The organism is Shewanella sp. ISTPL2, from assembly GCF_013283205.1.
Taxonomy (GTDB): domain Bacteria; phylum Pseudomonadota; class Gammaproteobacteria; order Enterobacterales; family Shewanellaceae; genus Shewanella; species Shewanella oncorhynchi.
Genome location: NZ_JAAPAV010000001.1, coordinates 1,611,333 through 1,636,983 on the forward strand (window position 1 = coordinate 1,611,333; position 25,651 = coordinate 1,636,983).

The window sequence follows — 25,651 nt, forward strand, 5'->3', positions numbered from 1 at the left end:
CTGCTAGTTTGCTGTGCTATTTCCCGCACTTTTAGAATAATGGCGCTTTATCAGATTGATAGAGATAGATACACTGGTAACAGATCGCAATGATCTGCCCCGATCGCTGTGGTAAACTTTTTTCGGTTAAGCCTGTCGAATAACAAAGGATAATTAAGGTTATGAAATATATCGAAGTAGATGAAGAGCTCTATCGTCATATTGCCAGCAAAACAGAACGTATTGGTGAGAGCGCCTCTGACATTCTTCGTCGATTACTCGGCCTGTCCGTCGATGCGGTCGAACAACCCCAGCCTTTGGCGATTAGCCAACCGAGCCTTGAAGCTGAACCTATTCAGCCTATCGCGGCGCAAACAGTGCCAGCAGTGAATGATTTTAGTCGCTTAGTCGATGAACATCAGTTATCGCAGCAAAAAGGCGCAGTAGGTCGTTTTCTGTTTTTGCTCGAAAGTTTGTATCAATTAGCCCCAGAGCAATTCTCACAAATTTTGCAGATCCAAGGGCGCGATCGTTTGTATTTTGCTCGCTCTAAGGAGCAACTGCTCGAAGCGAGTGCTTCGGCTAACCCAAAAGAAATTGGTACAAGTGGTTTCTGGGTAACGAGTAACAACAATACCGCCAAGAAACGCACTATTTTATCGGAAGTTTTAGTGCAATTTGGTTGTGATGCGACAGTAGCTGCGGGCATCGCCGAGCGCGTTTAATCCGCGGGTGAGCCAAGTTAGTACGACATTTTTCTACTTTTTCTAATTGTAATTGAGTGCAGGAGAGCCATAGGTGGCAATACATCAAAGGGCAGGACAAATCGCTAATCAGACGGATCTGGTCAATATTCCAAAACTGATGAGCCATTATTACAGCATCACGCCAAATATGGATGACGTACAACAACGCGTCACCTTTGGCACTTCTGGGCACAGAGGCTGCGCCTTCAATGGCAGTTTTAACCAACAACACATTTGGGCGATTACCCAAGCTGTGGTGGATTATCGCCAATCGGTGAATATCAATGGGCCGCTGATCCTTGGGATTGACACCCATGCGTTATCCTACGCCGCTTATTTATCGGCCATTGAAGTGCTTGCGGCAAATAAAGTCACAGTGAAAATCCAACAGAACGATGGATTTACGCCTACACCAGTGGTGTCCCATGGGGTGATTTGCGCCAATCGCGAAGCAAATATCACAGGTGCGTCTCTTTCTGATGGTTTGATTATCACGCCTTCACACAATCCGCCTCAAGATGGCGGGATCAAATACAATCCACCTCATGGCGGACCGGCCGAAGGTAATATTACTGCTTGGATTGAATCGCGGGCCAATGATTACTTGCGCCAAGCGTTAGCTGGCGTGCAAAAATTAGCGTATGCCGAAGCGCTGGCATCAGGCTATGTCAACGCCATTGATTTGATCACGCCCTATGTGGCTGATTTAGAAAATGTTATCGACATGCAGGCGATTGCTAACGCTAAGCTGCGTATCGGCGTTGACCCGCTCGGTGGTTCAGGGATTTTCTACTGGGCACCGATTGCCGCGCGTTATGGGCTCGATATCACCTTAGTCAATGATAAGGTTGATCCAAGCTTTAGCTTTATGCCGCTGGATAAAGACGGCAAAATCCGCATGGATTGCTCATCTCCCTACGCGATGGCCGGGTTACTCGCCCATAAAGAATCCTTTGATTTATGCCTTGGTAATGATCCCGATTATGACCGTCACGGCATAGTTTGCCCTGGTACGGGTTTGATGGATCCGAATCATTATCTTGCGGTCGCTATTGATTATTTACTGACACACAGACCAGATTGGAGCGATACCTTAGCCATAGGTAAAACCTTAGTATCGAGTGCGCTTATCGATAAAATCTGTGCTTTCCACGGCAAAACGTTACTCGAAGTGCCAGTGGGCTTTAAGTGGTTTGTTGACGGTTTAGCCGAAGCCACAATCGCCTTTGGCGGTGAAGAGAGTGCTGGCGCGGCATTTTTACGCCGTGATGGCAGCACATGGTGCACAGATAAAGACGGCTTCATTTTAGGGTTACTTGCCGCAGAAATTCTTGCAGTGACAGGTAAAACCCCAGGTCAGCGTCACCAAGAGTTAGTAAAACAATTTGGCCAAAGTTTCTATAAGCGTATCGATAGCCCAATCAGTCTTGAAAACAAAGCCAAGTTTGCTTTGCTCAATGCTGATACCTTAAATGCCACTGTGCTTGCAGGTGAGAAAATCGAAAACGTGTTAACCCATGCGCCGGGCAATAATGCGGCGATTGGCGGCATCAAAGTGACTACGGCGAATGGTTGGTTTGCGGCGCGTCCATCGGGCACTGAAGCGTTATTTAAGATCTACGGCGAAAGTTTTATCAGTGAGCAGCATTTAGCTGAAATCATCAAAGATGCGCAGGCATTAATTGATAAGGCGCTAAACGCTTAATGCAGTAGTAGGTTTAGCTAACGTCTCAAAATAAAAAACGCACTCAGATTTGAGTGCATTTTTGTTTGTGTCTAATTCAGCTGTGAATAGTTAATCTAATACTGATTTGACCGTATTTAGTACTCGATATGACAACTCGGTAAGTTATTCTTATCGATGTAATTTTGATGATATTCCTCAGCCACATGGAACTGTTGAAGTGGCACTATTTCAGTGACGATATGGCGTAATCCCCAACGGCCCGAGCGGGCAAAAGCTAACTTTGAGGCTTCTGCGGCCGCTTTTTGCTCACGGTCGTGGAAGAAAATAGTGCTGCGATATTGAGTGCCAATATCTCCGCCTTGCATGTTCAGACTCGTAGGATTATGGTTTTTCCAAAATACATCGAGCAAGTCTTCATAACTGACAAGGGCGGGATCGAATTCCACTTGCACCACTTCGGCATGGCCCGTTTTGCCTTTTTTGACTTCTTCATAGCTCGTCGCCGCATTATTGCCGCCCATATAGCCGCAGGTGGCATTGGATACGCCGTTCACTTGTCTAAAAAAATACTCTACGCCCCAGAAACAGCCGGCACCAAAGGTTGCTAACGCCATAATTAAATCCAATAGAAGTCTAGATGGCTAAGGATTGTGATAAAACTTGAGTGCAAAAGCAAGCCTCAAGTTGGAATATTTATCATGGGAAATTCTTAGGGAATGTCCTGAGAATTTAACAATCAGCTTAGTTGAATGTCATTCCGCTTAAAACTGGGTCCTACGGCAATAAATGTCTGAGAACAGCACTAAAAACATGTGTTAGTATTGAAGCCGTTTTTTAGGTGCGAGTGAGACTAACCGCGGTGAGAAAAATGCTTAAGAGGTTATTTACTGCCAGCACTTATGTTATTGCGCCAATACTGTTACACACCATTATAAGGAGAATTCTGTGTTACAAGCTCTGTTAGATTCAAAGGATTTTTTAGCGCTCACCTTAGCCCATCCTGAACAGTTCGATGGCGAATTTTCATTTAACTTAGGCGATCATACTCAAGTGGAAGTGTGGGATACCGGTGTTATTGTTTTCGAACCAATACAGAATGAAGGAAAAGATATTGTGCTTTCCTGCGGTGTTCACGGTAACGAGACCGCGCCCATTGAACTCTGCAATAGCTTAATTAAACAACTTCTACAGCAAAAGATCATCGCAAAGCAGCGCACTTTATTTCTCATTGGTAACCCATTAGCGATTAATAACGGCACGCGGATTATTGACGAAAACATGAATCGTCTCTTTAGTGGTGAGCATTCCAATCCACCAGGGTTAGTGAACCCTGAGCGAGTACGCGCAAAAAAACTCGAAGCCTATGTCGATCGTTTTTATACTACGGTTGCCGATGGACGTCAGCGCATCCATTATGATTTGCACACGGCGATGCGCGCCTCGAAGCATGAAAAGTTCGCTATCTATCCCTACCGTCCAGGGCGCGCCTTTAGCGGCGAGCAAATTATGTTTTTAGCCGCAAGCGGCGTCGATACAGTACTTTTCCACCACGAACCGACCACGACCTTCAGTTATTTTTCCTCTGAACGCTACGGTGCCGATGCCTTTACCATTGAGCTTGGCAAAGTGTATCCCATGGGGCAGAACGACATGACGCGTTTTATCGCGACCCATGAAATGTTCATGCGCTTGATCACCGCTAAGCCGTTGGAGCTGGATGCATTTGATGCCGATAAGGTTAACTTGTACCAAGTGTGCCGCGTCATCAATAAACATTTCGATGATTTTGAATTTACCTTCGCAACTGATGTCGAAAACTTCAGATCTTTCCCGAAGGGCTTTGTTTTAGCGCGGGAAGGTGGGCAAGAAATTAAAGTGGAACATGAGTTTGAGTCTGTCGTGTTCCCTAATGCCAAAGTGCCTATTGGCAATCGCACTGTGATTTGCCTGATCCCTGCGGTGAATGCGGACGTGCGTTAGGCTTGTAAAGCAATATATACATGCGTGGCAGGGATAACTTGTGGTTTGAGCTATGCCAATGGTTGATAGGTAGTTTACGTTAACGTAATGTTCGTCGGGCATATTCGTATAAACAGACGCATCAAAACGCTTTGATGCGTAATGAGATAACAAGAGCACAATATGAGCAAAGCAACACTCAACACTGATACAGTGCACCGTGTCGGCTTCTTGGATAAGGCATCGCTACACATTCCTATCCTTCGAATTCTACAAGCCGACGGCACCACTTATGAAACCGCGGTTTTGCCTGTGATAGATGAAACCTTAGCCACTAAAATTTACGATACCTGTGTATTCACTCGGGTACTTGATGAACGTATGCTTGGCGCCCAGCGTCAAGGGCGCATCAGCTTCTACATGACCTGTACGGGTGAAGAAGCGGCGATTGTCGGCAGTGTGGCCGCACTCGATCAAGAAGATGTGATCCTCGCGCAATATCGCGAGCATGCGGCGCTGCGTTATCGCGGCTTTACCACTGAACAGTTTATGAATCAGATGTTCAGTAACGAGAAAGATCTTGGTAAAGGTCGACAAATGCCAATCCATTACGGTAGTGCGGCATTGCATTATCAAACGATTTCTTCACCGTTAGCCACGCAAATCCCGCAGGCGACTGGTGTGGGCTACAGCTTAAAAATGCAAGGTAAGCGCAAAGTCGCGGTTTGTTATTTTGGCGAAGGCGCTGCATCGGAAGGGGATTTTCATGCTGGCCTAAACATGGCCGCGGTACTGAAATGCCCAGTGATTTTCTTCTGTCGTAACAATGGCTACGCGATTTCTACCCCCACTGAAGAGCAGTTTGCCGGTAACGGTATTGCCAGCCGTGGTGTCGGTTATGGCATGCACACCATTCGTGTTGATGGTAATGACATGTTGGCCGTGTTAGCCGCAACTCAGCAAGCCCGCGCCTATGCGATTGAGCATAATGCGCCTGTGCTGATTGAAGCCATGACTTATCGTCTCGGCGCGCACTCTTCTTCAGACGACCCCTCTGGTTATCGCTCGAAAGATGAAGAAGCCAAGTGGCAGCAACACGATCCGGTTAAACGCTTCAAATTATGGCTTATCAACAAAGGTTGGTTGGCTGAAGCGGATGATGTGAAACTGCATGAAAAATATCGTGAAGAAGTATTGGCTGCGGTAAAAGTGGCTGAAAAAATTCCTGTGCCTATGCTGGATGAAATTATTGAAGATGTGTACGACAAGCCGACGCCAGTGCTGAAAAAGCAACTCGCCGAGCTTAAAGAACATATCAAGAAATATCCGCAAGCCTATCCAAAAAGTGCAGGGAGACTATAAGCCGTGGCTGAAATGAATATGTTACAGGCCGTCAATGAGGCCTTGTCGATTGCCATGCAAGCCGATGAACGCATGGTGGTTTTTGGTGAAGATGTGGGCCACTTTGGCGGGGTATTTCGCGCCACCTCTGGTCTTCAAGAAAAATTCGGTCGCGCTCGCTGCTTTAATACGCCGCTGACAGAACAAGGTATTGCCGGTTTTGCCAATGGTTTAGCCTCAAATGGCATGACCGCCGTGGCTGAAATTCAATTCGCCGATTATATCTTTCCGGCGTTCGATCAAATCGTCAACGAGTCGGCTAAGTTCCGTTACCGTAGCGGTAATGAGTTCGATGTCGGTGGATTAGTGTTCCGTACGCCCTATGGCGGCGGCATCGCGGGCGGACATTATCACTCACAATCACCTGAAGCCTATTTTACCCAGACGCCGGGGTTAAAAGTCGTTGTGCCACGCAACCCTGAGCAAGCCAAAGGCCTGCTGTTGGCGTCAATCCGTGACAAAAATCCGGTGATCTTCTTTGAGCCTAAGCGTTTATATCGTGCATCGGTTGGCGAAGTGCCCGCGGGCGATTATGAAATTGAACTGGGTAAGGCTGAAGTGGTTCGCGAAGGTAAAGACATCACCTTAGTGGCGTGGGGCGCGCAAATGGAAATCCTTGAAAAAGCCGCCGACATGGCCGCTAAAGAAGGGATCTCCTGTGAAGTTATCGATTTACGCACCTTGTCACCTTGGGATATTGATACCGTTGCCGATTCAGTCAAAAAGACCGGACGTTTACTGGTTAACCATGAAGCGCCATTAACCGGTGGTTTTGCTGGTGAGATAGCGGCGACGATTCAGCAAGAATGCTTCTTGTATCTAGAGTCGCCCATCAGCCGCGTTTGTGGTTTAGATACCCCGTACCCACTCATTCATGAAAAAGAATACATGCCAGATGCTTTCAAAACGTTTGAAGCCATCAAAGCATCAGTGACCTTCTAGGAGTCCGGTATGATTAAAGATTTTATTTTGCCGGATATTGGCGAAGGTGTTGTGGAGTGTGAGTTGGTTGAATGGCTGGTCAAAGAAGGCGACACAGTCGTTGAAGACCAACCTATTGCCGATGTCATGACAGACAAAGCCTTAGTGCAAATCCCTGCGCCTTTTGCGGGCGTGGTCACTAAACTGTATTACGCCAAGGGCGATATTGCGAAAGTGCATGCGCCGCTCTATGCCGTAAAAATTGAAGATGCCGTTGAAATCGCAGGCGAATCTGTTACGGCTGAACCTGCTGCGACGACTGCAAAAGTGACTGAGCCAGTGGCAGTCACAAACGCGACCACGTCATCCCATTCATCAGTCAGTATTGAAGAGTTTTTACTCCCAGATATCGGCGAAGGCATTGTTGAATGTGAGCTAGTTGAATGGTTAGTGAGCGAAGGTGATTGGGTTGAGGAAGATCAACCGATTGCCGACGTGATGACAGATAAAGCGCTGGTGCAAATTCCTGCCATTAAAGCGGGTAAAATTGCCAAACTGCATTATCGCAAAGGTCAGCTAGCTAAAGTACATGCGCCTTTATTTGCCATTGAAGTTGAACAGACGGCTTCTGCACCTGCGGCGACAATAAATACAGATACTGTGGCCAATGCCGCACCTGCAGCGCAGATTGTGAATGCAGAGCCTGCTCGCCAAGGTAAAGCCTTAGCCAGCCCCGCAGTTCGTCGCATGGCGCGGTCGTTAGATATCGATTTGAGCCAAGTACCTGGCACAGGAAAGCACGGCCGTGTGTATAAGGAAGACATCACTCGCTTCCAACAAGGCGCGAGCAATGTTTCTGCATCAAGTGCGACTCAGGTAAAAGAGGCGCCAGTTCAAGCGACTCAAGCATCTCAAACCCAAGTTCCAACATCTACAGTGACTCAACGCGCTGACACGGTTGAGCCGATTCGCGGCGTAAAAGCTGTGATGGCACGCATGATGGTGGAATCTGTGTCGAGCATTCCGCACTTTACCTATTGCGAAGAGTTTGATTTAACAGACTTAGTTGCACTGCGTGAAAGCATGAAAGTGAAGTATTCGTCAGATGAAGTGAAGCTGACCATGATGCCTTTCTTCATGAAGTCAATGTCGCTCGCGTTAGGTCAGTTCCCTGTGATGAACAGTCAAGTGAATGCTGATTGCACTGAACTAACTTACAAGGCGCGTCACAATATCGGCATGGCGGTGGATTCTAAAGTCGGTCTTTTAGTGCCTAACATCAAAGACGTGCAGGACAAGAGTATTTTAGAAGTGGCGGCAGAAATCACCCGTCTGACCCAAGCTGCCCGCAGCGGCCGCGTGGCGCCAGCGGATCTGAAAGACGGCACGATTTCCATATCGAACATTGGCGCCTTAGGTGGCACAGTGGCGACGCCTATCATCAACAAACCTGAGGTGGCGATTGTGGCCTTAGGTAAGTTGCAAACCCTACCGCGCTTTAACGTGAAAGGGGAAGTCGAAGCTCGCCAAATCATGCAAGTGAGCTGGTCTGGTGACCATAGAGTGATCGATGGAGGTACGATTGCTCGCTTCTGTAATCTGTGGAAACAGTATCTTGAGCAGCCTCAAGAGATGTTATTAGCGATGCGCTAAGCCGCTGGCACGAATAACTGACACTAAAAGGACGCTAAAAGCGTCCTTTTTTATTTGCTTTGCACAAATGGGTTAATCTTTTGATCCCGATTACGTATAATTCCCAAACGTAGTTATCCTGATGGATGTGTTATGAGTCAGTTAGCCCCCAGCCCATTTGCTCCAACAATAGAAACCATTGATTACCCGTTTCCGCCTAAACCAGTGCCTTTGTCCGATGCGCAAAAAGCCGATTACAAGGCGCGTATCAAGCAACTGCTCATTGAAAAAGATGCCGTTCTGGTTGCCCACTATTATACCGATCCTGAAATCCAAGCCCTTGCCGAAGAAACCGGCGGCTGCGTTTCAGACTCCTTAGAAATGGCGCGCTTTGGCCGCGATCACCCAGCAAAAACCTTGATCGTTGCTGGGGTCAAGTTTATGGGCGAAACCGCCAAGATTTTGAGCCCTGAAAAAACTATCCTAATGCCGACCTTAGAAGCCACTTGTTCATTGGATTTAGGTTGTCCGATTGATAAGTTCAGCGCTTTCTGCGACGCGCACCCAGATCATACTGTGGTGGTTTACGCCAATACTTCGGCTGCGGTTAAAGCGCGCGCCGATTGGGTGGTGACCTCCAGTATTGCCCTTGAAATCGTAGAGCACTTAGACAGCGAAGGCAAAAAGATCATTTGGGGACCCGATCGTCATTTAGGCAGCTATATTGCCAAGCAGACGGGCGCCGACATGTTGATGTGGCAGGGCGATTGTATCGTTCACGACGAGTTTAAATCTAATGCGCTGCGCGATATGAAAAGCGTTTACCCAGATGCGGCTATTCTTGTGCATCCTGAGTCGCCAGCCAGTGTGGTGGCGATGGCCGATGCAGTTGGCTCGACCAGTCAACTGATTAAAGCAGCGCAGACCATGCCAAATGAGCGTTTTATCGTGGCAACCGATCGCGGCATTTTTTATAAAATGCAGCAGGCGGCGCCAGGTAAAATTTTAATTGAAGCGCCAACGGGCGGAAATGGCGCAACCTGTAAGAGCTGTGCCCACTGTCCTTGGATGGCGATGAACGGTTTGCAGGCAATTGAAGCGTCACTCGCCGACAGCGATAAAACCACCCATGAGATTTTTGTGGATGAAGACTTAAGAGTTAAAGCGCTTATCCCACTGACGCGTATGCTGGATTTTGCCAAGACACTGAATATGAAAGTGAAGGGTAATGCCTAAGCCCATTATTTAGCTTTTCTTCAGCCTAATAAAAATCCCCGCCATAGAGTGGGGATTTTTATGTCTGTTGCTTTTATTAAAACTAAGGCAATAAAAAGCCCCGCAAATGCGAGGCTTAATTGAGTAACGCGGAATCTAGTGACTAGATTACTTTACGCTTACTTACTTGGCGTTCATCAGTGCAACCGCGTTATCTAACATACGGTTACTGAATCCCCACTCGTTATCATACCAAGACATCACTTTCACTAAACGACCGTTTACACGGGTTTGAGTTGCGTCAAAGTTTGAAGAAAACGCATTGTGGTTAAAGTCGATAGACACCAATGGCTCTTTGTTTACCGCTAACACTTCGCTCAATGGCGCAACGCTGGCAGCACGTTCAATAATGGCATTCACTTCTTCAACCGTAGTATCACGGGCAGCGATGAAAGATAAATCCACGAGTGATACGTTAACTGTAGGTACACGAACCGCTAAACCGTCGAATTTACCTTGTAATTCAGGTACAACCAAACCTACAGCAGCAGCTGCGCCAGTTTTAGTTGGGATCATTGACAGTGCCGCAGCACGGGCACGACGTAAATCTGTATGGTACACGTCAGATAAACGTTGATCGTTGGTATAAGCGTGAATGGTGGTCATCAGGCCTGATTCGATACCAATCTCGTCATTTAACGGCTTAGCAAAAGGGGCTAAACAGTTTGTTGTACAAGAAGCATTTGAAATCACTGTCATGTCTGACGTCAGCACGTTGTTGTTCACACCGTAAACAACTGTGGCATCCACATTTTTACCTGGAGCAGAAATAATCACTTTCTTCGCGCCAGCGGTTAAATGTGGTTGAACGGTTTCTTTAGAAGTGAAGATACCGGTACATTCGAAAACCACGTCAACCTGTAGCTCTGCCCATGGCAGTTTTGCAGGATCACGTTCTTGGAAAGTGAGGATCTTATCGCCATTCACATAAATAGCTTCGGCATCATGGTCAACTTTCGCATTGAAACGACCATGAACAGAATCGTATTTTGTCAGGTGAGCGTTGATTGAAGCGTCGCCTAAATCATTAATAGCGACAATCTTGATTGGATAAGCTTTTTCGCTTTCGTACAAGGCGCGTAATACGTTTCTACCGATACGGCCATAGCCATTTATTGCTACACGGATAGTCATCTCATATCCCTCTGGTGATTATAAAATTCAACTGGTAGTAAAATTACCAAACTGACAGCTATCGTCAAGTTAAATCGGCATTTTACCGCTGTCTTGATTAACAAATTAGGTATTTTTTTTACATCGGTCGCGAAATCGCCATTTTTTACGCGTTAATTGGGTAAAAAATTACAAGATGGCAAACATTTTGCCATCAGTTGCTTAGTTTACTTTTTCGACAGGCGCAGGCGGCACCACCTCAGTTACAGTTGGCGCTTGGGCAACCGCTTGAGGATCAAGCCATTGTCTTACTGGGCTCATAGAATAAGTGCCCTTTTTTAGCGCATCGATAAGGGCTTGGGCTTTTAAATCGAGTTCAGTCGCCAGCGTTTTATTGCCACCGAGCAAGGCTAGCATTTTTTCTTCAGAATACTTCTGCTGCGTAAGTAGTAAATTTGCTTTCGTCAGCATATAGGATTTATCTAAAACTTGTTGCTGGCGATAGACAGATGCGAGCCCAAGTAACCAGTTAACGTCGAAATCATCGTAATGGATCTCCGCAAAGACTTTAAGATAGAGTTGTTGCGCTTTGATGGCATTTCGATTGCTGTAATAGGTTGCGACTTGGGCAAGTAGAAAGGGGTCAGTCACTTCGCCGGCGTTTTCCTGTTCTAATAATCTATTTAACGCTGCGGTATCGCCAAAGCGAGTCCATTGGTAATAGGACATAAAAGGGTCTTGCCGTTCACGGGTTTGATCTTGTAGTAAACTTAAATTTTGAGTGCTTAGTCTAAAGGCTCTGGCTCTATCTGCTGTGCGATTGGTGTGGATGATATGCTGAACGCCAGAGGCGAGTTCAATGCAACGGCTGTAATCCTCAAGGTAGGTTAATTGTGAGTAGAGCTGCTTACCTGTGAGGTTTTCGTTGTCTTTTAACATGTAGCGGTTTTGGATAAGCTTGGTCTTTTCAGTCAAACACCAGCTGTCCTTATGCAAATCGGCACAAATTTCAGGATTATTTTTACAAATTGCTGAGATATTTCGGTCATTATCACAACCGAAAAGACCGAAAAAGCTCATCCCTAAGGTAAATGATGTAATTATTACTAGATTTTGTCTCAAAACACTCTCCAAACGATAATTTTTCTAATAAAATTACAGATTTACAGAAAATATCTTACTGGCAACAAAGCGCGACTTTCATTACAATGGCGCCGACCAAAACAGGGTTTTCCCTAAAACCCGCATTAGATTATTGGTCTTTTCGTCATGTTACTCAAACCTTTCAGTACATTTTATTGAAAAGTGAGATAAAGGATCTGTAAATGAGCGCTGATAAACACCTACAAAGTTGGCAAGAACGTTTTGAAATGGCAGAGGCGATGCAGCCTTTGTTAGGCAAGTTGTACCGTAACCAAGGCGTTGAAGTCGTGGTCTACGGCAAGCCGTTACTCAATGCTTCTACGATTGAAATCATTAAAGCGCACCGTTTAGTTCGTCGTCATGTCGGTGAAAAATTACGTTTACGCGAGAGTTTCCCCTTCGTTCAAGCTTTGAGCAAACTCGCAGTTAAACAATGTAAAGTGGATATTGGTAAACTCGCTGTCAATTACTGGCGCGACCATACTGATGTCAGCGAAATTGAAAGCTATATGGCAAAAGAATTGGCCGATGCTATCGACCATGCCGATGATGTCGCGCCGCGTGACGTTGTGCTTTATGGTTTTGGCCGTATCGGTCGCTTATTGGCACGCTTGCTGATTGAACGCACAGGTCGCAGCAATAAGTTAAGGTTACGCGCTATCGTTTTACGTGGCGGTAAGAAAGGCGATTTAGAAAAACGCGCGAGTTTACTGCGTCGTGACTCAGTCCATGGTCCTTTCAATGGTTCTGTTGAAGTTGACGAAGAGAACAACGCCATCATAGCCAATGGCACTTATATCCAAGTGATCTATGCTAATTCACCCGACGAAGTGGATTACACTAAATACGACATCAATGATGCATTGATTGTTGATAACACGGGTATTTGGAAAGATGAAGCGGGTCTTGGTTTACACCTTAAGAGCCCAGGTGCCAGCAAAGTATTACTGACGGCTCCTGCAAAAGGCGCGATTAAGAATATCGTTTACGGTGTGAACGAAGGCGATATTACCCCAGAAGACATTATTGTTTCTGCGGCGAGTTGTACCACCAATGCTATTACGCCAGTACTGAAAGCTGTGAATGATAAATATGGTATCGAGAATGGTCACGTTGAAACGATTCATTCTTATACCAACGATCAAAACCTGATTGATAACTATCATACCGCTGACCGTCGTGGCCGTAGTGCACCATTAAACATGGTGATCACTGAAACGGGGGCAGCAAAAGCGGTTGCTAAAGCTTTGCCTGCATTAGCCGGTAAGTTAACAGGTAACGCGATTCGTGTGCCGACGCCTAACGTCTCTATGGCGATCATCAGCATGAACCTGAATGCTGAAACCAGTAAAGATGAGCTTAACGAGTATCTGAAAGATACGGCGCTACAATCACCACTGCAAAATCAAATTGACTATACAGACTCTACTGAGATTGTATCGAGCGATTTAGTGGGTTCTCGCTACGCGGGTGTGGTTGATTCACAAGCGACTATTGCAGAAGGCAAGCGTGCCATTCTTTATGTATGGTATGACAACGAATTTGGTTACAGTTGCCAAGTGGTTGGCGTAATGCAAACTATGTTAGGTTTAACGACGCTATCTCTACCTGCGTAAATTGCCCACGTAGTTTTTGCTTGAGTGATTAATAACTTTGCCTAACCTTTGAATAAAGCGCCCAATAGGGCGCTTTTGTTTTTCTATACTTCTACAATTTTATTGGACTCGACTCCATGATCCCCTGTTTATCTGCCGTGTTTAATTAGCGGTAGCATCGGCATCAGTATCGGTAAAAAGCCTAAATTGATGAATGAAACATCAACTTTACTGAGGTGTGGCGGTTTATTGGGCAAACGATGCGGCTTAGATCATTTTTTAAAAATTGTTGATTGACTCTGAGGTCTAAATCGGTAGAATGCCAATCCGCAGTCAGGGGAAAGCATGCCGAGCATGAGTTCAAATGATTAAGCGCAATGATAGGCGACATTAGCTCAGTTGGTAGAGCGATACCTTGCCAAGGTATAGGTCATCGGTTCGAACCCGATATGTCGCTCCAAATTTTAATAAATTTGGCAGTTTGGGCGCGATGGCAGAATGGCTATGCTGCGGATTGCAAATCCGTCGATCTCGGTTCGACTCCGGGTCGCGCCTCCATAGATTAAAGTATTAATGACACGATTCCCGTCGTTAATATAAAGAGTTTGCCCGAGTGGTGGAATCGGTAGACACAAGGGATTTAAAATCCCTCGCTGGTAACAGCGTGCCAGTTCAAGTCTGGCCTCGGGTACCAAAAACAGAAAAGCCCTGACTGATGTCAGGGCTTTTTTGCTTTATAACTTCTACATCCACATTTTATGATTCTTAATCTAGTATCACTACAGCTATAGTCTAGTATCACTACAGCTATAGATTGGTTAGGCCCAAGCCCACTATTTTACTCATTCAGTATTGCGACTTCTGACCTGTTTCTTTTCTACAATATAAAACTGAGTGATTTTGTGTTCTAGATGTTGTAAATCGCTTTATTCAAGTAGTGTAACTATATTAATGGGAATTATACAATAAAATGTACTTTTTATTGTTGAATCGACAATAGTGTAATAATTTCCCTAAGAAGGGACTTAAGTCGCTATTACCCCCTTAAAGACAGTGGTATAAATAAGCCGAAATTTCCCCTACACGCGCATATTAGGATACGTAGTCATGATTTTCTCTCAAGTATTACTCGCACCCGCTGATCCAATTCTTGGTTTAACCGATACCTTTAAAGCTGATCCGCGTCAGGATAAAGTTAATCTTGGTGTTGGCATTTATAAGGATGAGGCAGGACAGACTCCCGTTCTGGCTTCAGTGAAAAAAGCCGAGGCCATTTTACTTGAGCAAGAGAAGACCAAAAACTACTTAGGCATTGAAGGCGTTCAAGCTTATAACCGTGTAGTACAGACATTGTTGTTTGGCGAAGGCAGTGCATTAATTTCTTCTGGCCGTGCTGCCACAGCGCAAGCTCCTGGTGGTACAGGAGCACTGCGTATTGCTGCTGAGTTTTTACTGCGTAATACCGATTCGCACACGATTTGGGTGAGTAATCCAACATGGGCCAACCATCAGAATATTTTTGAAACGGCGGGTTTAACGGTTAAAGAGTACGGTTATTACAAAGCAGAAGCCCATGACATCGATTTCGATACCATGATGACTGATTTATCTAACGCGAATGCGGGTGATGTCGTGTTGCTACACGGTTGCTGCCATAACCCAACGGGTATCGATTTAACGTTGGCGCAATGGGAACTTGTTGCTCAATTGTGTGCTGATAAGAAACTCGTGCCACTGTTTGACTTTGCTTATCAGGGTTTTGGTGCTGGCATTGAAGAAGATGCGGCAGGTCTGCGTTTAGTAGCGTCTAAAGTGTCTGAGTTGCTGGTCGCTAACTCTTTCTCTAAAAACTTTGGTTTATACAACGAGCGTATTGGCGCCGTGACTGTGGTGGCTGAAGATGCTGATGCTGCCGTACGTGCTTTTAGCCAAGTGAAACGTACCATACGCGCCAACTATTCTAATCCGCCAGCCCATGGCGCACTGATCGTCAGCACGATATTAAATGATGCAGCTCTGAAAGCCATGTGGGTGCAGGAAGTCAAAGAGATGCGTGAACGTATCGCCGAAATGCGTACTCTGTTTGTTGATAGCTTAAAGGCTGAGGGCGTGACTCAGGACTTCAGTTTTATTTCTCGCCAAAATGGCATGTTCAGTTTCTCAGGTTTAAACAAAGCCCAAGTGGCACGTTTGAAAGACGAGTTTGGTGTCTATATTGTCGGCTCTGGGCGCATTAGCGTTGCAGGCATGACTAAGACGAATATGCCTGTTATCTGTAAAGCCATAGCACAAGTGTTGTAATGGTTATAGCAGCCTTATAGACAGACTAAAGGGACATTCCTTTTAGCTTTACAATATAAAGGACAGCACTTGCTGTCCTTTATTATTTCGATTGAATGATTAACAGGTAAGCGCTAGCAGGCAAGCGGTTGTTGAGTGAGATCATTGATCTGCAGCAGGGCGCTTAATGCATCTAATAAATTAGCTTGATCATGTAGATTGGGATTATGGCGATTCTTCAACGGAAAATAGTTAATCAGTGGCCCTAAACGCGTTTGTTCAGCGTGGCGAAGTACTTTGTGAATAATGGGCTTGCCAATCACCTGGTGACACCAAGCTATGCGTTGCTCAATGCTAAACCGACCCGCGGGTGAGGCCTCTTCGGCAAGGTTATCGATAAAGATCACCTGCGCTTTAGTTGCTGCAAGACTTTTGGCAAATTTAGGTAACAGCAGCGGTGGCATGATACTGGTTAAAAAACTTCCAGGGCCTAAGATGACCAAGTCTGCCTGACGAACAGCTTCACAGGCTTCAAAGGTGGCATCGACCTGTGGTTCAAGGCTGAGTGCAATAGGAGCCTCATTCATACTGTCGACATTAATCTCCCCAAAGACTTTACTACCACAGGCTTGCAGGGCCACTAAGTGAGTGGGCTGCTCTGACATGGGAATAAGTTGGGTTTCTATCTTAAGTAAGTTACGGATGAGATTAACCGCTTCTAATGGACGAACGCAGAGTTGATCAAGAGCCAGTAAGATTAAATTACCTAAATTATGACCACTGAGTTCAGTGGCACCTTGGAAACGGTATTCAAACAATTGCGAACCAACGGAAGGACGATTAGCTAAATGGGATAAGCAGTTACGTAAATCCCCCCAAGCAATACAGTCTTGCTCGGCTCTCAGTCGACCAGTAGAACCGCCATTATCAGTGGTGGCGACAATCCCCGTAAGGCGGTTGCCTAAAAAATCGAGCGAGGATAATACTCGGCCTAAACCATGGCCTCCGCCGATGGCGACGACACGTTCAAATTGATTTAACATCAAATGCTGCATCTGGGTTTTTCCTTCCTGAATACCCGAAAATTTAATGTCATAGCCATCCATTGTCGCTATAAGCGGGATGACTCATGAGCCGTTGTGCAATGGTGATAACGCTAAGGAACCTTAGTATAAATACTCAGTCAAATGCTTGCATCTATAAATGACGGCGTAATAGCAAGCTCGACTCGATAATGGTGCCTCAGGCGTAATATTGTACCTGAGTTCGTGATCATGATGATGGGCAAATTTCGTGAAATCTGACAAATAGCTTATAATCCGGCCTTTATTTGCCCAATAAGGGCGTTACACCTAAGGTGAATGATTGAAAACGGGTAGAATCGGTTCGTTTACATTGGCATTAGCCATGGTCATAGTGGCGATTTTTGCATTACGAGTTTGGATCATTCCTCACTCGAATGACTCATCCGCTATTGCGCCCCAATTCGTCAGCGATGTCGATCCTGTTACGCAAGTCCCTGACTTTTCAGCGATCAGCGACATTACCGAAAAGAAGAAAGCTTTTTTTGATTTCCTGCGGCCGATTGTTCAGCAACAGAATGCCATTATCTTGATGGAGCGTGGCTTTATCAATGAGATGCTTGCCTTAGTCGATAATGGTAAGAGTTTATCTGATACTGAATTAGCGCAGATCAATGCGTTACTTGATAAATACCAATATGCGGCGCGTAACGTAGATGCTAAGTCATTAGCAAGCTTACTTAAACGTGTCGATATCGTGCCTGAATCTATGGTGTTAATTCAAGCCGCGAATGAATCGGGTTGGGGGAGTTCACGTTTTGCCAGAGAAGGTTTTAACTTTTTTGGTGAATGGTGTTTTACTTCTGGCTGCGGCATAGTGCCGTCCTCACGTGGTTCGGGTAAAAGTCATGAGGTGAAAGTGTTTTCATCGGTCGATGAATCGGTTTCATCCTATATGCGTAATTTAAATTCTAATACTGCCTATGCGTTATTTCGCTCTATTCGAGCAGATCTACGTTCACAGGAGCTAGAGCCAACAGCGGATCAATTGATTTACGGTTTAGTGAATTATTCTGAAAGACAAGAAGCTTATATTGATGAGCTGCTTGATATGTTACGTCATAATGAAAAATATTTGGTGAATGTCGATGTATAAAAAACTGTTGTTTAGTAGCCTGTTTTTTTTGGCAACTAGCGCCGCTGCAGAAACCGTATCCCTTGAATATAAAGGCTTTTATGATAGGTTAAAACAAGTCAATAAAGGCGGTTATCAACTCGTGGAAGTGGCTTTTAGCGTTCCAATGCAAAAGAACTGTTTGATCCAAAGTGGTTCTATTTCCAGTGAAAAAACCTCAACGCCACTGACGTATACTGATGCTCAGCGGTTATTCATTCCCTTAGATGATGATTTAAAAGATCAGCGAGCCTTGGTTAATCTGAATTTCGCTGGCAGCGCTGAGGGATGTGGTATTGCAATGCAAGTTAGAGCAAAACAGACATTAGCCGAGTACGATAAAACGCGCCTACAACAAATCATGACTGAGATGGACACGCTGCTCGGTGCTATGCAAGGCTTCCCGATGCGTTATTTTAGGGAATCCATTACTGGCTTAAACTTTGAATTCTCACCTGAACAAGAAGTCTATGTACGCTTTAATGGCCGTGAAGAAGCGATAAAAGGCAGTTATAAATTAGCCGCTAATGAGCTTGAAAGCATCACCACGCTAAGCTTCAGTGTCCAGCCATTAGTCTTGAGTCCTTGGGTGAAGTAATCATCTTTGTATATTTGAATAGGCGTCTTGAGATAAGCGATTCAGAAGCGCTGGCTCAAAGATAAACTTATTCTGTAGCCATAAAAATGCCCACATTAAGTGGGCATTTTGTTGTGCTAATTTATCTTGCTTACTTTCGTTGCGTTAACTTCTCTTACTGAATAGGCGCTAAATTCAGTCTAATTTAGACTTCGTAAGTGTTAACAATATCAATGCGTTTTGCTGCATCCAAATCGATACGACCGCTATTGGCGATATCAAGAAAATCGAATGCAGGTAGATTGGCTTCAGCAACATCACCACGCATAGGCGCATCTGGGTCACGTGTTAGAGACACAAAGTCGAACTGTTCACGGTCAACACCCTGTGATGGTGCGGTGTTTTGCATGGCGGTGAATATTGTTTCAATGCGGCCTGGGTATTGTTTATCCCACTGATTCAACATGTCTTTGACTGCGGCGCGCTTTAAGTTTTCCTGTGAGCCACACAAGTTGCATGGAATGATTGGAAATTCTTTTAAGCTGGCATATTCTTCGAGATCTTTCTCGCGACAATAGGCTAGGGGACGTATGACGATATTAGCGCCATCATCCGACAGCAGCTTTGGCGGCATTGCTTTCATCTTACCGCCAAAGAACATATTTAAGAACAAGGTCTCGATAATGTCATCCCTGTGATGGCCTAGGGCGATTTTAGTGGCGCCGATACGCTGAGCAAAGCCATAAAGCGTGCCGCGGCGCAGGCGAGAGCACAAGGAGCAGGTGGTTTTACCTTCAGGGATTTTGTCTTTCACTATCGAGTAAGTATCTTTCTCGAGGATGTGATAAGGCACATTGAGCTTATCGAGATAGGCAGGCAATACATGTTCAGGGAAGCCCGGTTGCTTCTGATCTAAATTAACCGCAATGATTTCAAACTGAATGGGCGCGCGTTGCTGCAGATTCATCAAAATATCGAGCATGGCGTAGCTGTCTTTACCGCCACTGAGGCAGCACATGATCTTATCGCCATCTTCAATCATATTGTAATCGGCAATCGCGCTGCCCACTTCACGACGAAGCCGCTTCTGTAATTTATTCAGACGGGTAGTTTGTTTTTTTGATAATTCTTCCGGCATAGGATTTACCGTAACTTCAGATATAGCTTCAAGCATAAAAAAGCGCCCAGTAACACAGTTTCAGGGCGCGTATTATTCCAGCTATCTTTGGCGGGGTAAAGAGTCGCGTATTGCTTAGGCTTCTTCTAACGGTGATTTATAACCGTCGGGCTTTATAGCCAATAAATCGCAGTTGATGCTATCGATAACATGTTCAGCGGTATTGCCTATCAGTGCTGCTGAAAATCCGGTACGACCGACAGTCCCTAGGATCACCAATTCAGCATCAAGTTTTTCAGCAAGCTCAGGGATCACATCCTCTGGTAAACCTTCTTTTACATGGCAATGACTTGGATTAATATCATAAGCGCCAGCAAGATAACTCACGCGCTGCTCATGCTGCATGCGAATGGTTTCGTTGTATGACTGGGCATCAAAGTCAGGAAGCTCAATGGCAAGGTTAACAGGCGTGCCGGGATAACCATTGACTAAATGTACTTCAGCAGAGAACTTTTTCGCCAAATCTTTTGCATGTTCAATAATTTTACCGTTAAGCATTTGATGATCGGTATCTTCGGTTGCCACATTCACAGCACAGAGGATTTTACCCGTGGCTGGCCAGTCATGTGCTTTCACCATCAACACTGGCACAGGGGCTTTACGCATCAAATGCCAATCAGTTGGAGTGAAGATCACCGCCTTGAGTTTGTCGTGGGCATGGGTGCCTTTAACAATCAAATCGTATTGCCCTGAAATAGCATGATTAATAATGCTTTCAAAGGGGCGATTATGCCAAATAACTTGAGTATCGATATTGAGTTGCAGATGAGTATAAGCGGCGAGTAAGTCTTGGATCCAAGCGAGCCGTTGATCTATGACACCTTGACGCATAGCTTCGCGTTCTTGATTCGACAGAATCGAAGTCATTTCGTAAGAGAAGTCGAAGATAGAAAGAAACACAGTGACTTGAGCGTTGCATTTACTGGCCAAGGCGACCGCTCGTGCAAGGGCAACTTGATTCTCAGTGGTAGGGTCAACCACAACCAGTATTTTTTGATAATCCTTCATGGGAGGTTCCTTTAGTCATAGGCTCAATATCATCATGAGCCTTTGGCAGTGAGCTGTATTGTTCTAGATCAAACTCATTTGAAATTGATTAAAACTCGCTTAAAAATCATGCCTTAATCTGCATGACATGTCTAGCAAGCACAGCTTTTACCATTAAACTGTTATGCTATTGGCGACAATTATTTAGGCTTGACCTCTCACGGTTAATGCTCTTGCGATTGACTATCTCGCGATGCGAGAATTACCCGCTAACAGATTTAGCTCTTGCGAGTCGAGGATAGTGATGTACTTACCCTTAACCTCTATCAAGCCTGACTTTTGGAAGCGTCCAAGTAAGCGGCTGATGGTCTCAACGGTTAAACCGAGATAATTGCCAATGTCACCGCGGGTCATGGTTAAACGGAATTCTTTAGGTGAGAAACCACGGCTGCCGAAACGATTTGCTAAATTGCTGATAAACGCTGCTAGACGTTCTTCGGCATTTTTCTTACTGAGCAGCAGGATCATTTCTTGATCGCTCATGATCTCATTACTCATTAGACGCATGATCTGCTGACGTAACTTAGGCATAGTGCCCGAAAGTTCATCGAGGATATTAAAGGGGATTTCACAAACCATAGAGGTTTCGAGGGCCTGTGCAAAACTCTGGTGCAACTGAGCGTGAATACCATCAAAACCAATCACATCACCCGCCAGATGGAAGCCCGTTATCTGCTCATCACCTTGCTCGGTAATAGTGTAACTTTTGATGGTGCCAGAGCGGATCGCAAACAGGGATTTCAACGCATCACCTGACTTAAAAATTTGCTCGCCTTTCTGGATTGGCTTTTTACGCTCAATAATATCATCGAGCTGATCTAGCTCACTTGCATTGAGGGTAAAAGGAATACAAAGGGTACCCATACTGCAATCGTGACAATGGATTGTGCATCCGCTAGCGGCAGGACGACGATTCTTATTTTGTTCAATTGTCATGTTGATTCTCAAGTTTATCCACTGCAACCATGTTAAACCAATTCACTCACTTGGGCTAGTTTAGCTGCGCGAGTGCGATATATAAAGTTTGACCACCAAAGGCGATTAACAGTAAGCCGCTCAATAGTCTAACGGTTTTCTTTTGTACCCATGCAGCAAGGCGTTTTGCCGCCACGCCAGCGCTTAATAGGGCGGGTAAAGTACCCAAGCCAAAGGTTAACATAATCAAGGCGCCTTGGCTGGCAGAGCCAGATGCAACCGACCAAGTTAAGGTGCTATAGACGAGGCCGCAGGGGAGCCAGCCCCAAATGAATCCCGCCATGACTGCTTGGCTCGGATTCTTGATTGGAACAAGGCGCTGCGCTATGGGTTTTAAATATTGCCATAGCCATTGACCTACACGCTCAATTTGCACTATACCAACCCAAATTTTAGCGATGTAAAGTCCTGTGGCGATCATCATTAGTCCGGCAATCATGCGCAGGACAATCAGATAAATATCCAACTCAAATAAGTGACCAAGACCTGCCGACGATGCGCCCACTAAGCCGCCCGCTAAGGTGTAACTTAAAATACGGCCTAAATTGTAACTCAGTAAATATTTAAGCTGATGGGCCAGATGGTTACCTATTTTAGGATGAGGGATTTGGGCGGAAAACGCGCCCACTAAACCGCCACACATACCAAAACAATGTGCAGCTCCCATCAAGCCGACGAGAAAGGCACCAGTGACATTGTACTCAATCACAAAGGCATGCCTTTTTGCTGATTTTTTATCGCTTGCTGCGCTGCGATATCATCATGTTCTGCTGTTGACTGAATGGCGGGGGTGGGTAGATGGCCTGGTTTATCAGTATTTTCATCAAACAATATAGAAACACTTTGACGGTCAAGATCGTCAAATTGCTCAGATTTCACTGCCCAGAAAAATACCATTACCGCAATGGCGACGAAGATCATGGCAATGGGGATAAGCACATAAATAATTTCCATAATGACCTCTTAGTATCTGGTTAAACGTTTTATTATGATCACACTTTTACCCGTAATAATCTCAGGCTATTACCGACCACAATCAAAGAACTCGCCGACATGCCAATCGCGGCAATATAAGGTGCCACATGACCAGTGACGGCTAAAGGCAAGATAAGGGCGTTGTAACCCAGCGCCCACGCTAAATTTTGTTTAATAATTTGCGTGGTCAGTTTAGCGACCGCGACAGCTTGGGTGAAACGGGATAGATGATCGCCCAGTAAAATCAAATCGGCACTGTTTTTGGCAATCGCACTGCCACTACCCATGGCGACCGACAAATCAGCCCCCGCAAGTACTGGCGCATCATTGATGCCATCGCCAAACATCGCCACGCGAGTATGCTGTTGTAATTTCGTTACTAGGGCAAGTTTACCCGCGGGCGTTAATCCGCTGTGCACATCTTCAATTCCCAGCTCTTTGGCTAGTTGATGCACATGTCCGGAGCTATCGCCGCTGGCGATACTAATGCGGCAACCTTGTTGCTTTAATATCTCAATCGTGGCCTTACTGTCTTGACGAATATTGTCTTGGATCTCAAAGCTGGCAAGCACTTCAAGCTGCTCATTGGCTGAGCGTGCTAACCAAATCTTTTGGGTTGGGTCCTGAGTATCGACACGTGCGCCAGTAAATACTGCATTACCAATTAAATAGTCAGTCCCCTCGATACGACCTCGAACACCAAAGCCGACTTCATGGTGAACTTGTTCCGCGACCAAGGCATTATCGGCAAATAGGGTAAATGCTGCCGCAATCGGATGGCGAGAGCCCATTTCCAGCGCTGCAGCAATCGCTAAGGCTTGCGTCTTGGTTAAATCGGCCATGCACTGCGTTTGCCCGATAGAGAGCGTACCACAGGTAAGGGTGCCAGTTTTATCAAAGACCACATGTTTAATCTGCGGCAGTTTTTCAAATACGCCGGCTTTGCGGGTAATGATCCCAAGACGGGTAAAAATGGCGGTTGCACAGGTGACGGCGGTCGGTGTCGCTAGCGCTAAGGCACAAGGACAAGTGGCGACCAGAACCGATAGCGTTACCCAAAAGGCATCCTCTGGGGAAATCTGTTGCCAAACCAAATAGGTGATCGTCGCGATTGTTAGAATCGTACCCGAGAAATAGCGGGATAATTTATCGGCTAATAGAGCTATCGCAGGTTTTGTATTGGATGCCAGTTCCTGCAGTCGAATAATTTCAGCCACGAGTTGGTCTTGCCCCAATGCGGTAACTTTAACTTTTATCGGTTGGTCGACGTTGATAGTACCAGCGTACACTTGCTGATCTTGCTGTTTTTCAATGGGCATTTGCTCACCTGTGAGCATAGCTTCATTGATATTTGTGTGGCCTTCAATCACCACACCATCGGCCGCAACCATTTCCCCTGGTTTCACAAGGATCACATCATTGAGGCGTAACTTTTTGGCCGGAATTTCTTCTTGACCATTTTCGGTGACTAAGTGTGCAGTGAGCGGCACCAATTTATGTAAATTACTGGAGCTGACCGAGGCCTTTTGTCTTGCCTTTTGCTCGAAGTAACGCCCAAGTAACAAAAAGAAAGTAAACATGGATACGGATTCAAAATACACTTCGCCTGTGCCATTCACTGTGGCAAAACAGCTTGCGGTATAGGCACCACCAATGGCAATCGAAACAGACACATCCATATTGAGTTTGCCGCTGAGCAGGGTACGAATGGCACTAAAATAGAAGGGCTGCGCCGAATAAAGCACCACAGGCGTGGCAAAAATCATGCTAACCCAGCGGAAATAGTCCCGATATTGCACGTCTAAATCGGTGAAGTAGCCAGTATAAAGGGCGAGGGCGAACATCATAACTTGCATAGTCGCAAAGCCAGCTAAGCCTAAACGCAGTAAAAATTTGCGACTATTGAGTTTATTGTTGAGCTCTTGTTCGTCAACTTGGTAGGGCGCGGCTTGATAGCCAATACGACTAATTTGTCCGAGAATATCGCTAAGTTTTACCTTGCGTTTATCCCAACTGATCATGGCGCGTTGGGTGGTTGAGTTGACTAGCACTTGGCTCACGCCCGCAAGTTGTTTGACTTTGTGTTCAATTAACCAAGCACAGGCGGCACAGGTGATACCATCGATGGAGAGTGATACTGATTCGACATTGTCCTCAGAATGCACAAAGTCTTGCTGCACTTCGGGCAAGTCATAGGCGCTAAATTGCGTTAATGCTTCGGGGACTAGGGCATTCTGTTTATTGCCAGGCTCAGTGCGGAACTTGTAATAACTGAGTAATCCCGCATCGACAATCGCTTGAGAAACTGCCTGGCAGCCAGGGCAACACATCCGTTCATCACGGTCATTAATGCGAGTCACAAACTGCTGGCCCGTGAGAACGGGCTCTTGGCAGTGAAAACAACTTGGATACGTCATAGCGCTACTTATTTAACCACAATCAATTTAGCCAAAGTTGGACGTGATCTTTTAATTCAACGCGTTGGTGAATTCGCCATTTACCGTCGTAGCTTTCGAGGCGAACTTCCCAAGGGCCGGTTAGGGTAGAAGGGATGGTAATGCGATACACATTACTGGCATCGGCCGTCGCAGTGAGTTTCATATCTCTGTCGGCAATGGTTGGATGATAGAACTCGACTTTCAAGGCGGCTTGATATGCAGGTCCCCCTTGCTGCGTCAGTAAAATCTCATTATTGGCTTGATCGAGTGAAAAATTCATGCCTATTTGTTTGGCATACTTCACTTTACTTAAGTCCATATTAATGGCTTTGCCATCTTTGTAGTAATCCTCGGCGACTAAAGAGTCCGAGTTCGTAAGGGCAATTTTTAGCGTGGTAAAACTTGCGACGACGGCACATAAAGGAAGAATAATTAAAAACCAAGGCCAGAACTGCTTATACCAGGCTTGTTGTTCGCTCATGTCAGATACCCATTCAAAAAATTTGCGCCATTTTACCGTTAAAAGACGGTTTTA

At 45.6% G+C, this 25,651-nt stretch carries 22 protein-coding genes and 3 tRNA genes; 14 read left to right on the forward strand and 11 right to left on the reverse strand.

All coding sequences use genetic code 11. From position 1 onward, the window contains the following. Positions 1 to 161: 161 nt before the first annotated feature. Both seqA and pgm read left to right on the forward strand, forming a co-directional pair. Positions 162 to 704 carry a replication initiation negative regulator SeqA gene (seqA, locus tag HUB64_RS07230; protein ID WP_173496694.1) on the forward strand — a complete coding sequence of 181 codons (543 nt, stop codon included), beginning with the start codon at positions 162 to 164 and terminating at the stop codon, positions 702 to 704. Between the two features lie 73 nt (positions 705 to 777). Then, positions 778 to 2,430 carry a phosphoglucomutase (alpha-D-glucose-1,6-bisphosphate-dependent) gene (pgm, locus tag HUB64_RS07235; protein ID WP_173496695.1) on the forward strand — a complete coding sequence of 551 codons (1,653 nt, stop codon included), beginning with the start codon at positions 778 to 780 and terminating at the stop codon, positions 2,428 to 2,430. Positions 2,431 to 2,546: 116 nt separating this feature from the next. Here pgm and msrA read toward each other — a convergent pair whose 3' ends face one another. Further along, the gene (gene msrA, locus HUB64_RS07240; RefSeq protein ID WP_105252470.1) at positions 2,547 to 3,026 is read right to left on the reverse strand and encodes a peptide-methionine (S)-S-oxide reductase MsrA; all 480 of its coding nucleotides are present in this window, start codon (positions 3,024 to 3,026) and stop codon (positions 2,547 to 2,549) included. Positions 3,027 to 3,357: 331 nt separating this feature from the next. On the opposite strand from msrA, the gene astE reads away from it, so the two are divergent. The 5 genes from astE (at position 3,358) to nadA (ending at position 9,561) form a co-directional block, all read left to right on the forward strand. Continuing rightward, a complete protein-coding gene (gene astE / locus HUB64_RS07245) occupies positions 3,358 to 4,392 on the forward strand; it encodes a succinylglutamate desuccinylase (RefSeq protein WP_173496696.1) in 1,035 nt (344 codons plus the stop codon). A gap of 162 nt (positions 4,393 to 4,554) precedes the next feature. Further along, positions 4,555 to 5,733, forward strand: a complete 1,179-nt coding sequence (locus tag HUB64_RS07250; RefSeq protein ID WP_113939702.1) for a thiamine pyrophosphate-dependent dehydrogenase E1 component subunit alpha — start codon at positions 4,555 to 4,557, stop codon at positions 5,731 to 5,733. Between the two features lie 3 nt (positions 5,734 to 5,736). Next, positions 5,737 to 6,714 (forward strand): alpha-ketoacid dehydrogenase subunit beta, encoded by a 978-nt coding sequence (locus HUB64_RS07255; RefSeq protein WP_028759982.1) that lies wholly within the window; start codon positions 5,737 to 5,739, stop codon positions 6,712 to 6,714. A gap of 9 nt (positions 6,715 to 6,723) precedes the next feature. Beyond that, positions 6,724 to 8,346: a dihydrolipoyllysine-residue acetyltransferase gene (locus HUB64_RS07260; RefSeq protein WP_173496697.1), complete on the forward strand. Its 1,623-nt coding sequence runs from the start codon at positions 6,724 to 6,726 to the stop codon at positions 8,344 to 8,346. A gap of 132 nt (positions 8,347 to 8,478) precedes the next feature. Beyond that, positions 8,479 to 9,561, forward strand: coding sequence for a quinolinate synthase NadA (nadA, locus tag HUB64_RS07265; protein WP_028759980.1), 1,083 nt, complete (start codon positions 8,479 to 8,481; stop codon positions 9,559 to 9,561). Positions 9,562 to 9,723: 162 nt separating this feature from the next. On the opposite strand, the gene gap is transcribed toward nadA, so the two are convergent. Both gap and HUB64_RS07275 read right to left on the reverse strand, forming a co-directional pair. Continuing rightward, entirely contained in the window at positions 9,724 to 10,734 is a 1,011-nt protein-coding gene (gene gap, locus HUB64_RS07270; protein ID WP_006081590.1) for a type I glyceraldehyde-3-phosphate dehydrogenase, read from the reverse strand. 201 nt (positions 10,735 to 10,935) lie between these two features. Continuing rightward, entirely contained in the window at positions 10,936 to 11,835 is a 900-nt protein-coding gene (locus tag HUB64_RS07275; protein WP_173496698.1) for a DUF2989 domain-containing protein, read from the reverse strand. A gap of 203 nt (positions 11,836 to 12,038) precedes the next feature. Here HUB64_RS07275 and HUB64_RS07280 point away from each other — a divergent pair, with 203 nt between their 5' ends. The 5 genes from HUB64_RS07280 to HUB64_RS07300 all read left to right on the forward strand — a co-directional run bounded on the left by HUB64_RS07280 (position 12,039) and on the right by HUB64_RS07300 (position 15,752). Next, positions 12,039 to 13,472, forward strand: a complete 1,434-nt coding sequence (locus HUB64_RS07280) for a glyceraldehyde-3-phosphate dehydrogenase (protein ID WP_028759978.1) — start codon at positions 12,039 to 12,041, stop codon at positions 13,470 to 13,472. Between the two features lie 363 nt (positions 13,473 to 13,835). Further along, a tRNA-Gly gene (locus HUB64_RS07285) sits at positions 13,836 to 13,911 on the forward strand. Positions 13,912 to 13,935: 24 nt separating this feature from the next. Then, positions 13,936 to 14,009 (forward strand) — tRNA-Cys (locus HUB64_RS07290). A gap of 49 nt (positions 14,010 to 14,058) precedes the next feature. Then, a tRNA-Leu gene (locus HUB64_RS07295) sits at positions 14,059 to 14,145 on the forward strand. A 413-nt stretch (positions 14,146 to 14,558) separates the two neighbouring features. Next, positions 14,559 to 15,752, forward strand: coding sequence for an amino acid aminotransferase (locus HUB64_RS07300; RefSeq protein WP_028759977.1), 1,194 nt, complete (start codon positions 14,559 to 14,561; stop codon positions 15,750 to 15,752). 113 nt (positions 15,753 to 15,865) lie between these two features. On the opposite strand, the gene HUB64_RS07305 is transcribed toward HUB64_RS07300, so the two are convergent. Further along, positions 15,866 to 16,786: a YvcK family protein gene (locus tag HUB64_RS07305; RefSeq protein WP_173496699.1), complete on the reverse strand. Its 921-nt coding sequence runs from the start codon at positions 16,784 to 16,786 to the stop codon at positions 15,866 to 15,868. A 310-nt stretch (positions 16,787 to 17,096) separates the two neighbouring features. Here HUB64_RS07305 and HUB64_RS07310 point away from each other — a divergent pair, with 310 nt between their 5' ends. Together HUB64_RS07310 and HUB64_RS07315 are read left to right on the forward strand one after the other, a co-directional pair. Next, a complete protein-coding gene (locus HUB64_RS07310; RefSeq protein WP_173496700.1) occupies positions 17,097 to 17,909 on the forward strand; it encodes a glucosaminidase domain-containing protein in 813 nt (270 codons plus the stop codon). Then, positions 17,902 to 18,525: a DUF2987 domain-containing protein gene (locus tag HUB64_RS07315; RefSeq protein ID WP_173496701.1), complete on the forward strand. Its 624-nt coding sequence runs from the start codon at positions 17,902 to 17,904 to the stop codon at positions 18,523 to 18,525. Before HUB64_RS07310 ends, HUB64_RS07315 begins: the two co-directional genes overlap by 8 nt. 184 nt (positions 18,526 to 18,709) lie before the next feature. Here HUB64_RS07315 and ttcA read toward each other — a convergent pair whose 3' ends face one another. The 7 genes from ttcA to HUB64_RS07350 all read right to left on the reverse strand — a co-directional run bounded on the left by ttcA (position 18,710) and on the right by HUB64_RS07350 (position 25,597). Beyond that, complete coding sequence (ttcA, locus tag HUB64_RS07320) at positions 18,710 to 19,678, reverse strand: tRNA 2-thiocytidine(32) synthetase TtcA (RefSeq protein ID WP_173244915.1); 969 nt, start codon at positions 19,676 to 19,678, stop codon at positions 18,710 to 18,712. Positions 19,679 to 19,756: 78 nt separating this feature from the next. After that, complete coding sequence (uspE, locus tag HUB64_RS07325) at positions 19,757 to 20,689, reverse strand: universal stress protein UspE (protein ID WP_168827704.1); 933 nt, start codon at positions 20,687 to 20,689, stop codon at positions 19,757 to 19,759. Between the two features lie 222 nt (positions 20,690 to 20,911). After that, positions 20,912 to 21,664, reverse strand: coding sequence for an electron transport transcriptional regulator EtrA (gene etrA, locus HUB64_RS07330; protein ID WP_006081599.1), 753 nt, complete (start codon positions 21,662 to 21,664; stop codon positions 20,912 to 20,914). A 55-nt stretch (positions 21,665 to 21,719) separates the two neighbouring features. Further along, complete coding sequence (locus HUB64_RS07335) at positions 21,720 to 22,412, reverse strand: sulfite exporter TauE/SafE family protein (protein ID WP_173496702.1); 693 nt, start codon at positions 22,410 to 22,412, stop codon at positions 21,720 to 21,722. Then, positions 22,409 to 22,657: a cbb3-type cytochrome oxidase assembly protein CcoS gene (ccoS, locus tag HUB64_RS07340; protein WP_173244909.1), complete on the reverse strand. Its 249-nt coding sequence runs from the start codon at positions 22,655 to 22,657 to the stop codon at positions 22,409 to 22,411. Before ccoS ends, HUB64_RS07335 begins: the two co-directional genes overlap by 4 nt. 38 nt (positions 22,658 to 22,695) lie before the next feature. Further along, on the reverse strand, positions 22,696 to 25,095 hold the full coding sequence (locus HUB64_RS07345; RefSeq protein ID WP_173496703.1) for a heavy metal translocating P-type ATPase metal-binding domain-containing protein: 2,400 nt from the start codon (positions 25,093 to 25,095) through the stop codon (positions 22,696 to 22,698). A 22-nt stretch (positions 25,096 to 25,117) separates the two neighbouring features. After that, the gene (locus tag HUB64_RS07350; RefSeq protein ID WP_028759968.1) at positions 25,118 to 25,597 is read right to left on the reverse strand and encodes a FixH family protein; all 480 of its coding nucleotides are present in this window, start codon (positions 25,595 to 25,597) and stop codon (positions 25,118 to 25,120) included. Positions 25,598 to 25,651 lie beyond the last annotated feature (54 nt).

Coding starts and splice junctions, on each gene's coding strand:
- seqA (WP_173496694.1), top strand. CDS start 162: ATGAAATATATCGAAGTAGATGAAGAGCTCTATCGTCATATTGCCAGC.
- msrA (WP_105252470.1), bottom strand. CDS start 3,026: ATGGCGTTAGCAACCTTTGGTGCCGGCTGTTTCTGGGGCGTAGAGTAT.
- HUB64_RS07250 (WP_113939702.1), top strand. CDS start 4,555: ATGAGCAAAGCAACACTCAACACTGATACAGTGCACCGTGTCGGCTTC.
- HUB64_RS07260 (WP_173496697.1), top strand. CDS start 6,724: ATGATTAAAGATTTTATTTTGCCGGATATTGGCGAAGGTGTTGTGGAG.
- nadA (WP_028759980.1), top strand. CDS start 8,479: ATGAGTCAGTTAGCCCCCAGCCCATTTGCTCCAACAATAGAAACCATT.
- gap (WP_006081590.1), bottom strand. CDS start 10,734: ATGACTATCCGTGTAGCAATAAATGGCTATGGCCGTATCGGTAGAAAC.
- HUB64_RS07280 (WP_028759978.1), top strand. CDS start 12,039: ATGAGCGCTGATAAACACCTACAAAGTTGGCAAGAACGTTTTGAAATG.
- HUB64_RS07300 (WP_028759977.1), top strand. CDS start 14,559: ATGATTTTCTCTCAAGTATTACTCGCACCCGCTGATCCAATTCTTGGT.
- HUB64_RS07305 (WP_173496699.1), bottom strand. CDS start 16,786: ATGCAGCATTTGATGTTAAATCAATTTGAACGTGTCGTCGCCATCGGC.
- HUB64_RS07315 (WP_173496701.1), top strand. CDS start 17,902: ATGTATAAAAAACTGTTGTTTAGTAGCCTGTTTTTTTTGGCAACTAGC.
- ttcA (WP_173244915.1), bottom strand. CDS start 19,678: ATGCTTGAAGCTATATCTGAAGTTACGGTAAATCCTATGCCGGAAGAA.
- uspE (WP_168827704.1), bottom strand. CDS start 20,689: ATGAAGGATTATCAAAAAATACTGGTTGTGGTTGACCCTACCACTGAG.
- etrA (WP_006081599.1), bottom strand. CDS start 21,664: ATGACAATTGAACAAAATAAGAATCGTCGTCCTGCCGCTAGCGGATGC.
- ccoS (WP_173244909.1), bottom strand. CDS start 22,657: ATGGAAATTATTTATGTGCTTATCCCCATTGCCATGATCTTCGTCGCC.
- HUB64_RS07345 (WP_173496703.1), bottom strand. CDS start 25,095: ATGACGTATCCAAGTTGTTTTCACTGCCAAGAGCCCGTTCTCACGGGC.
- HUB64_RS07350 (WP_028759968.1), bottom strand. CDS start 25,597: ATGAGCGAACAACAAGCCTGGTATAAGCAGTTCTGGCCTTGGTTTTTA.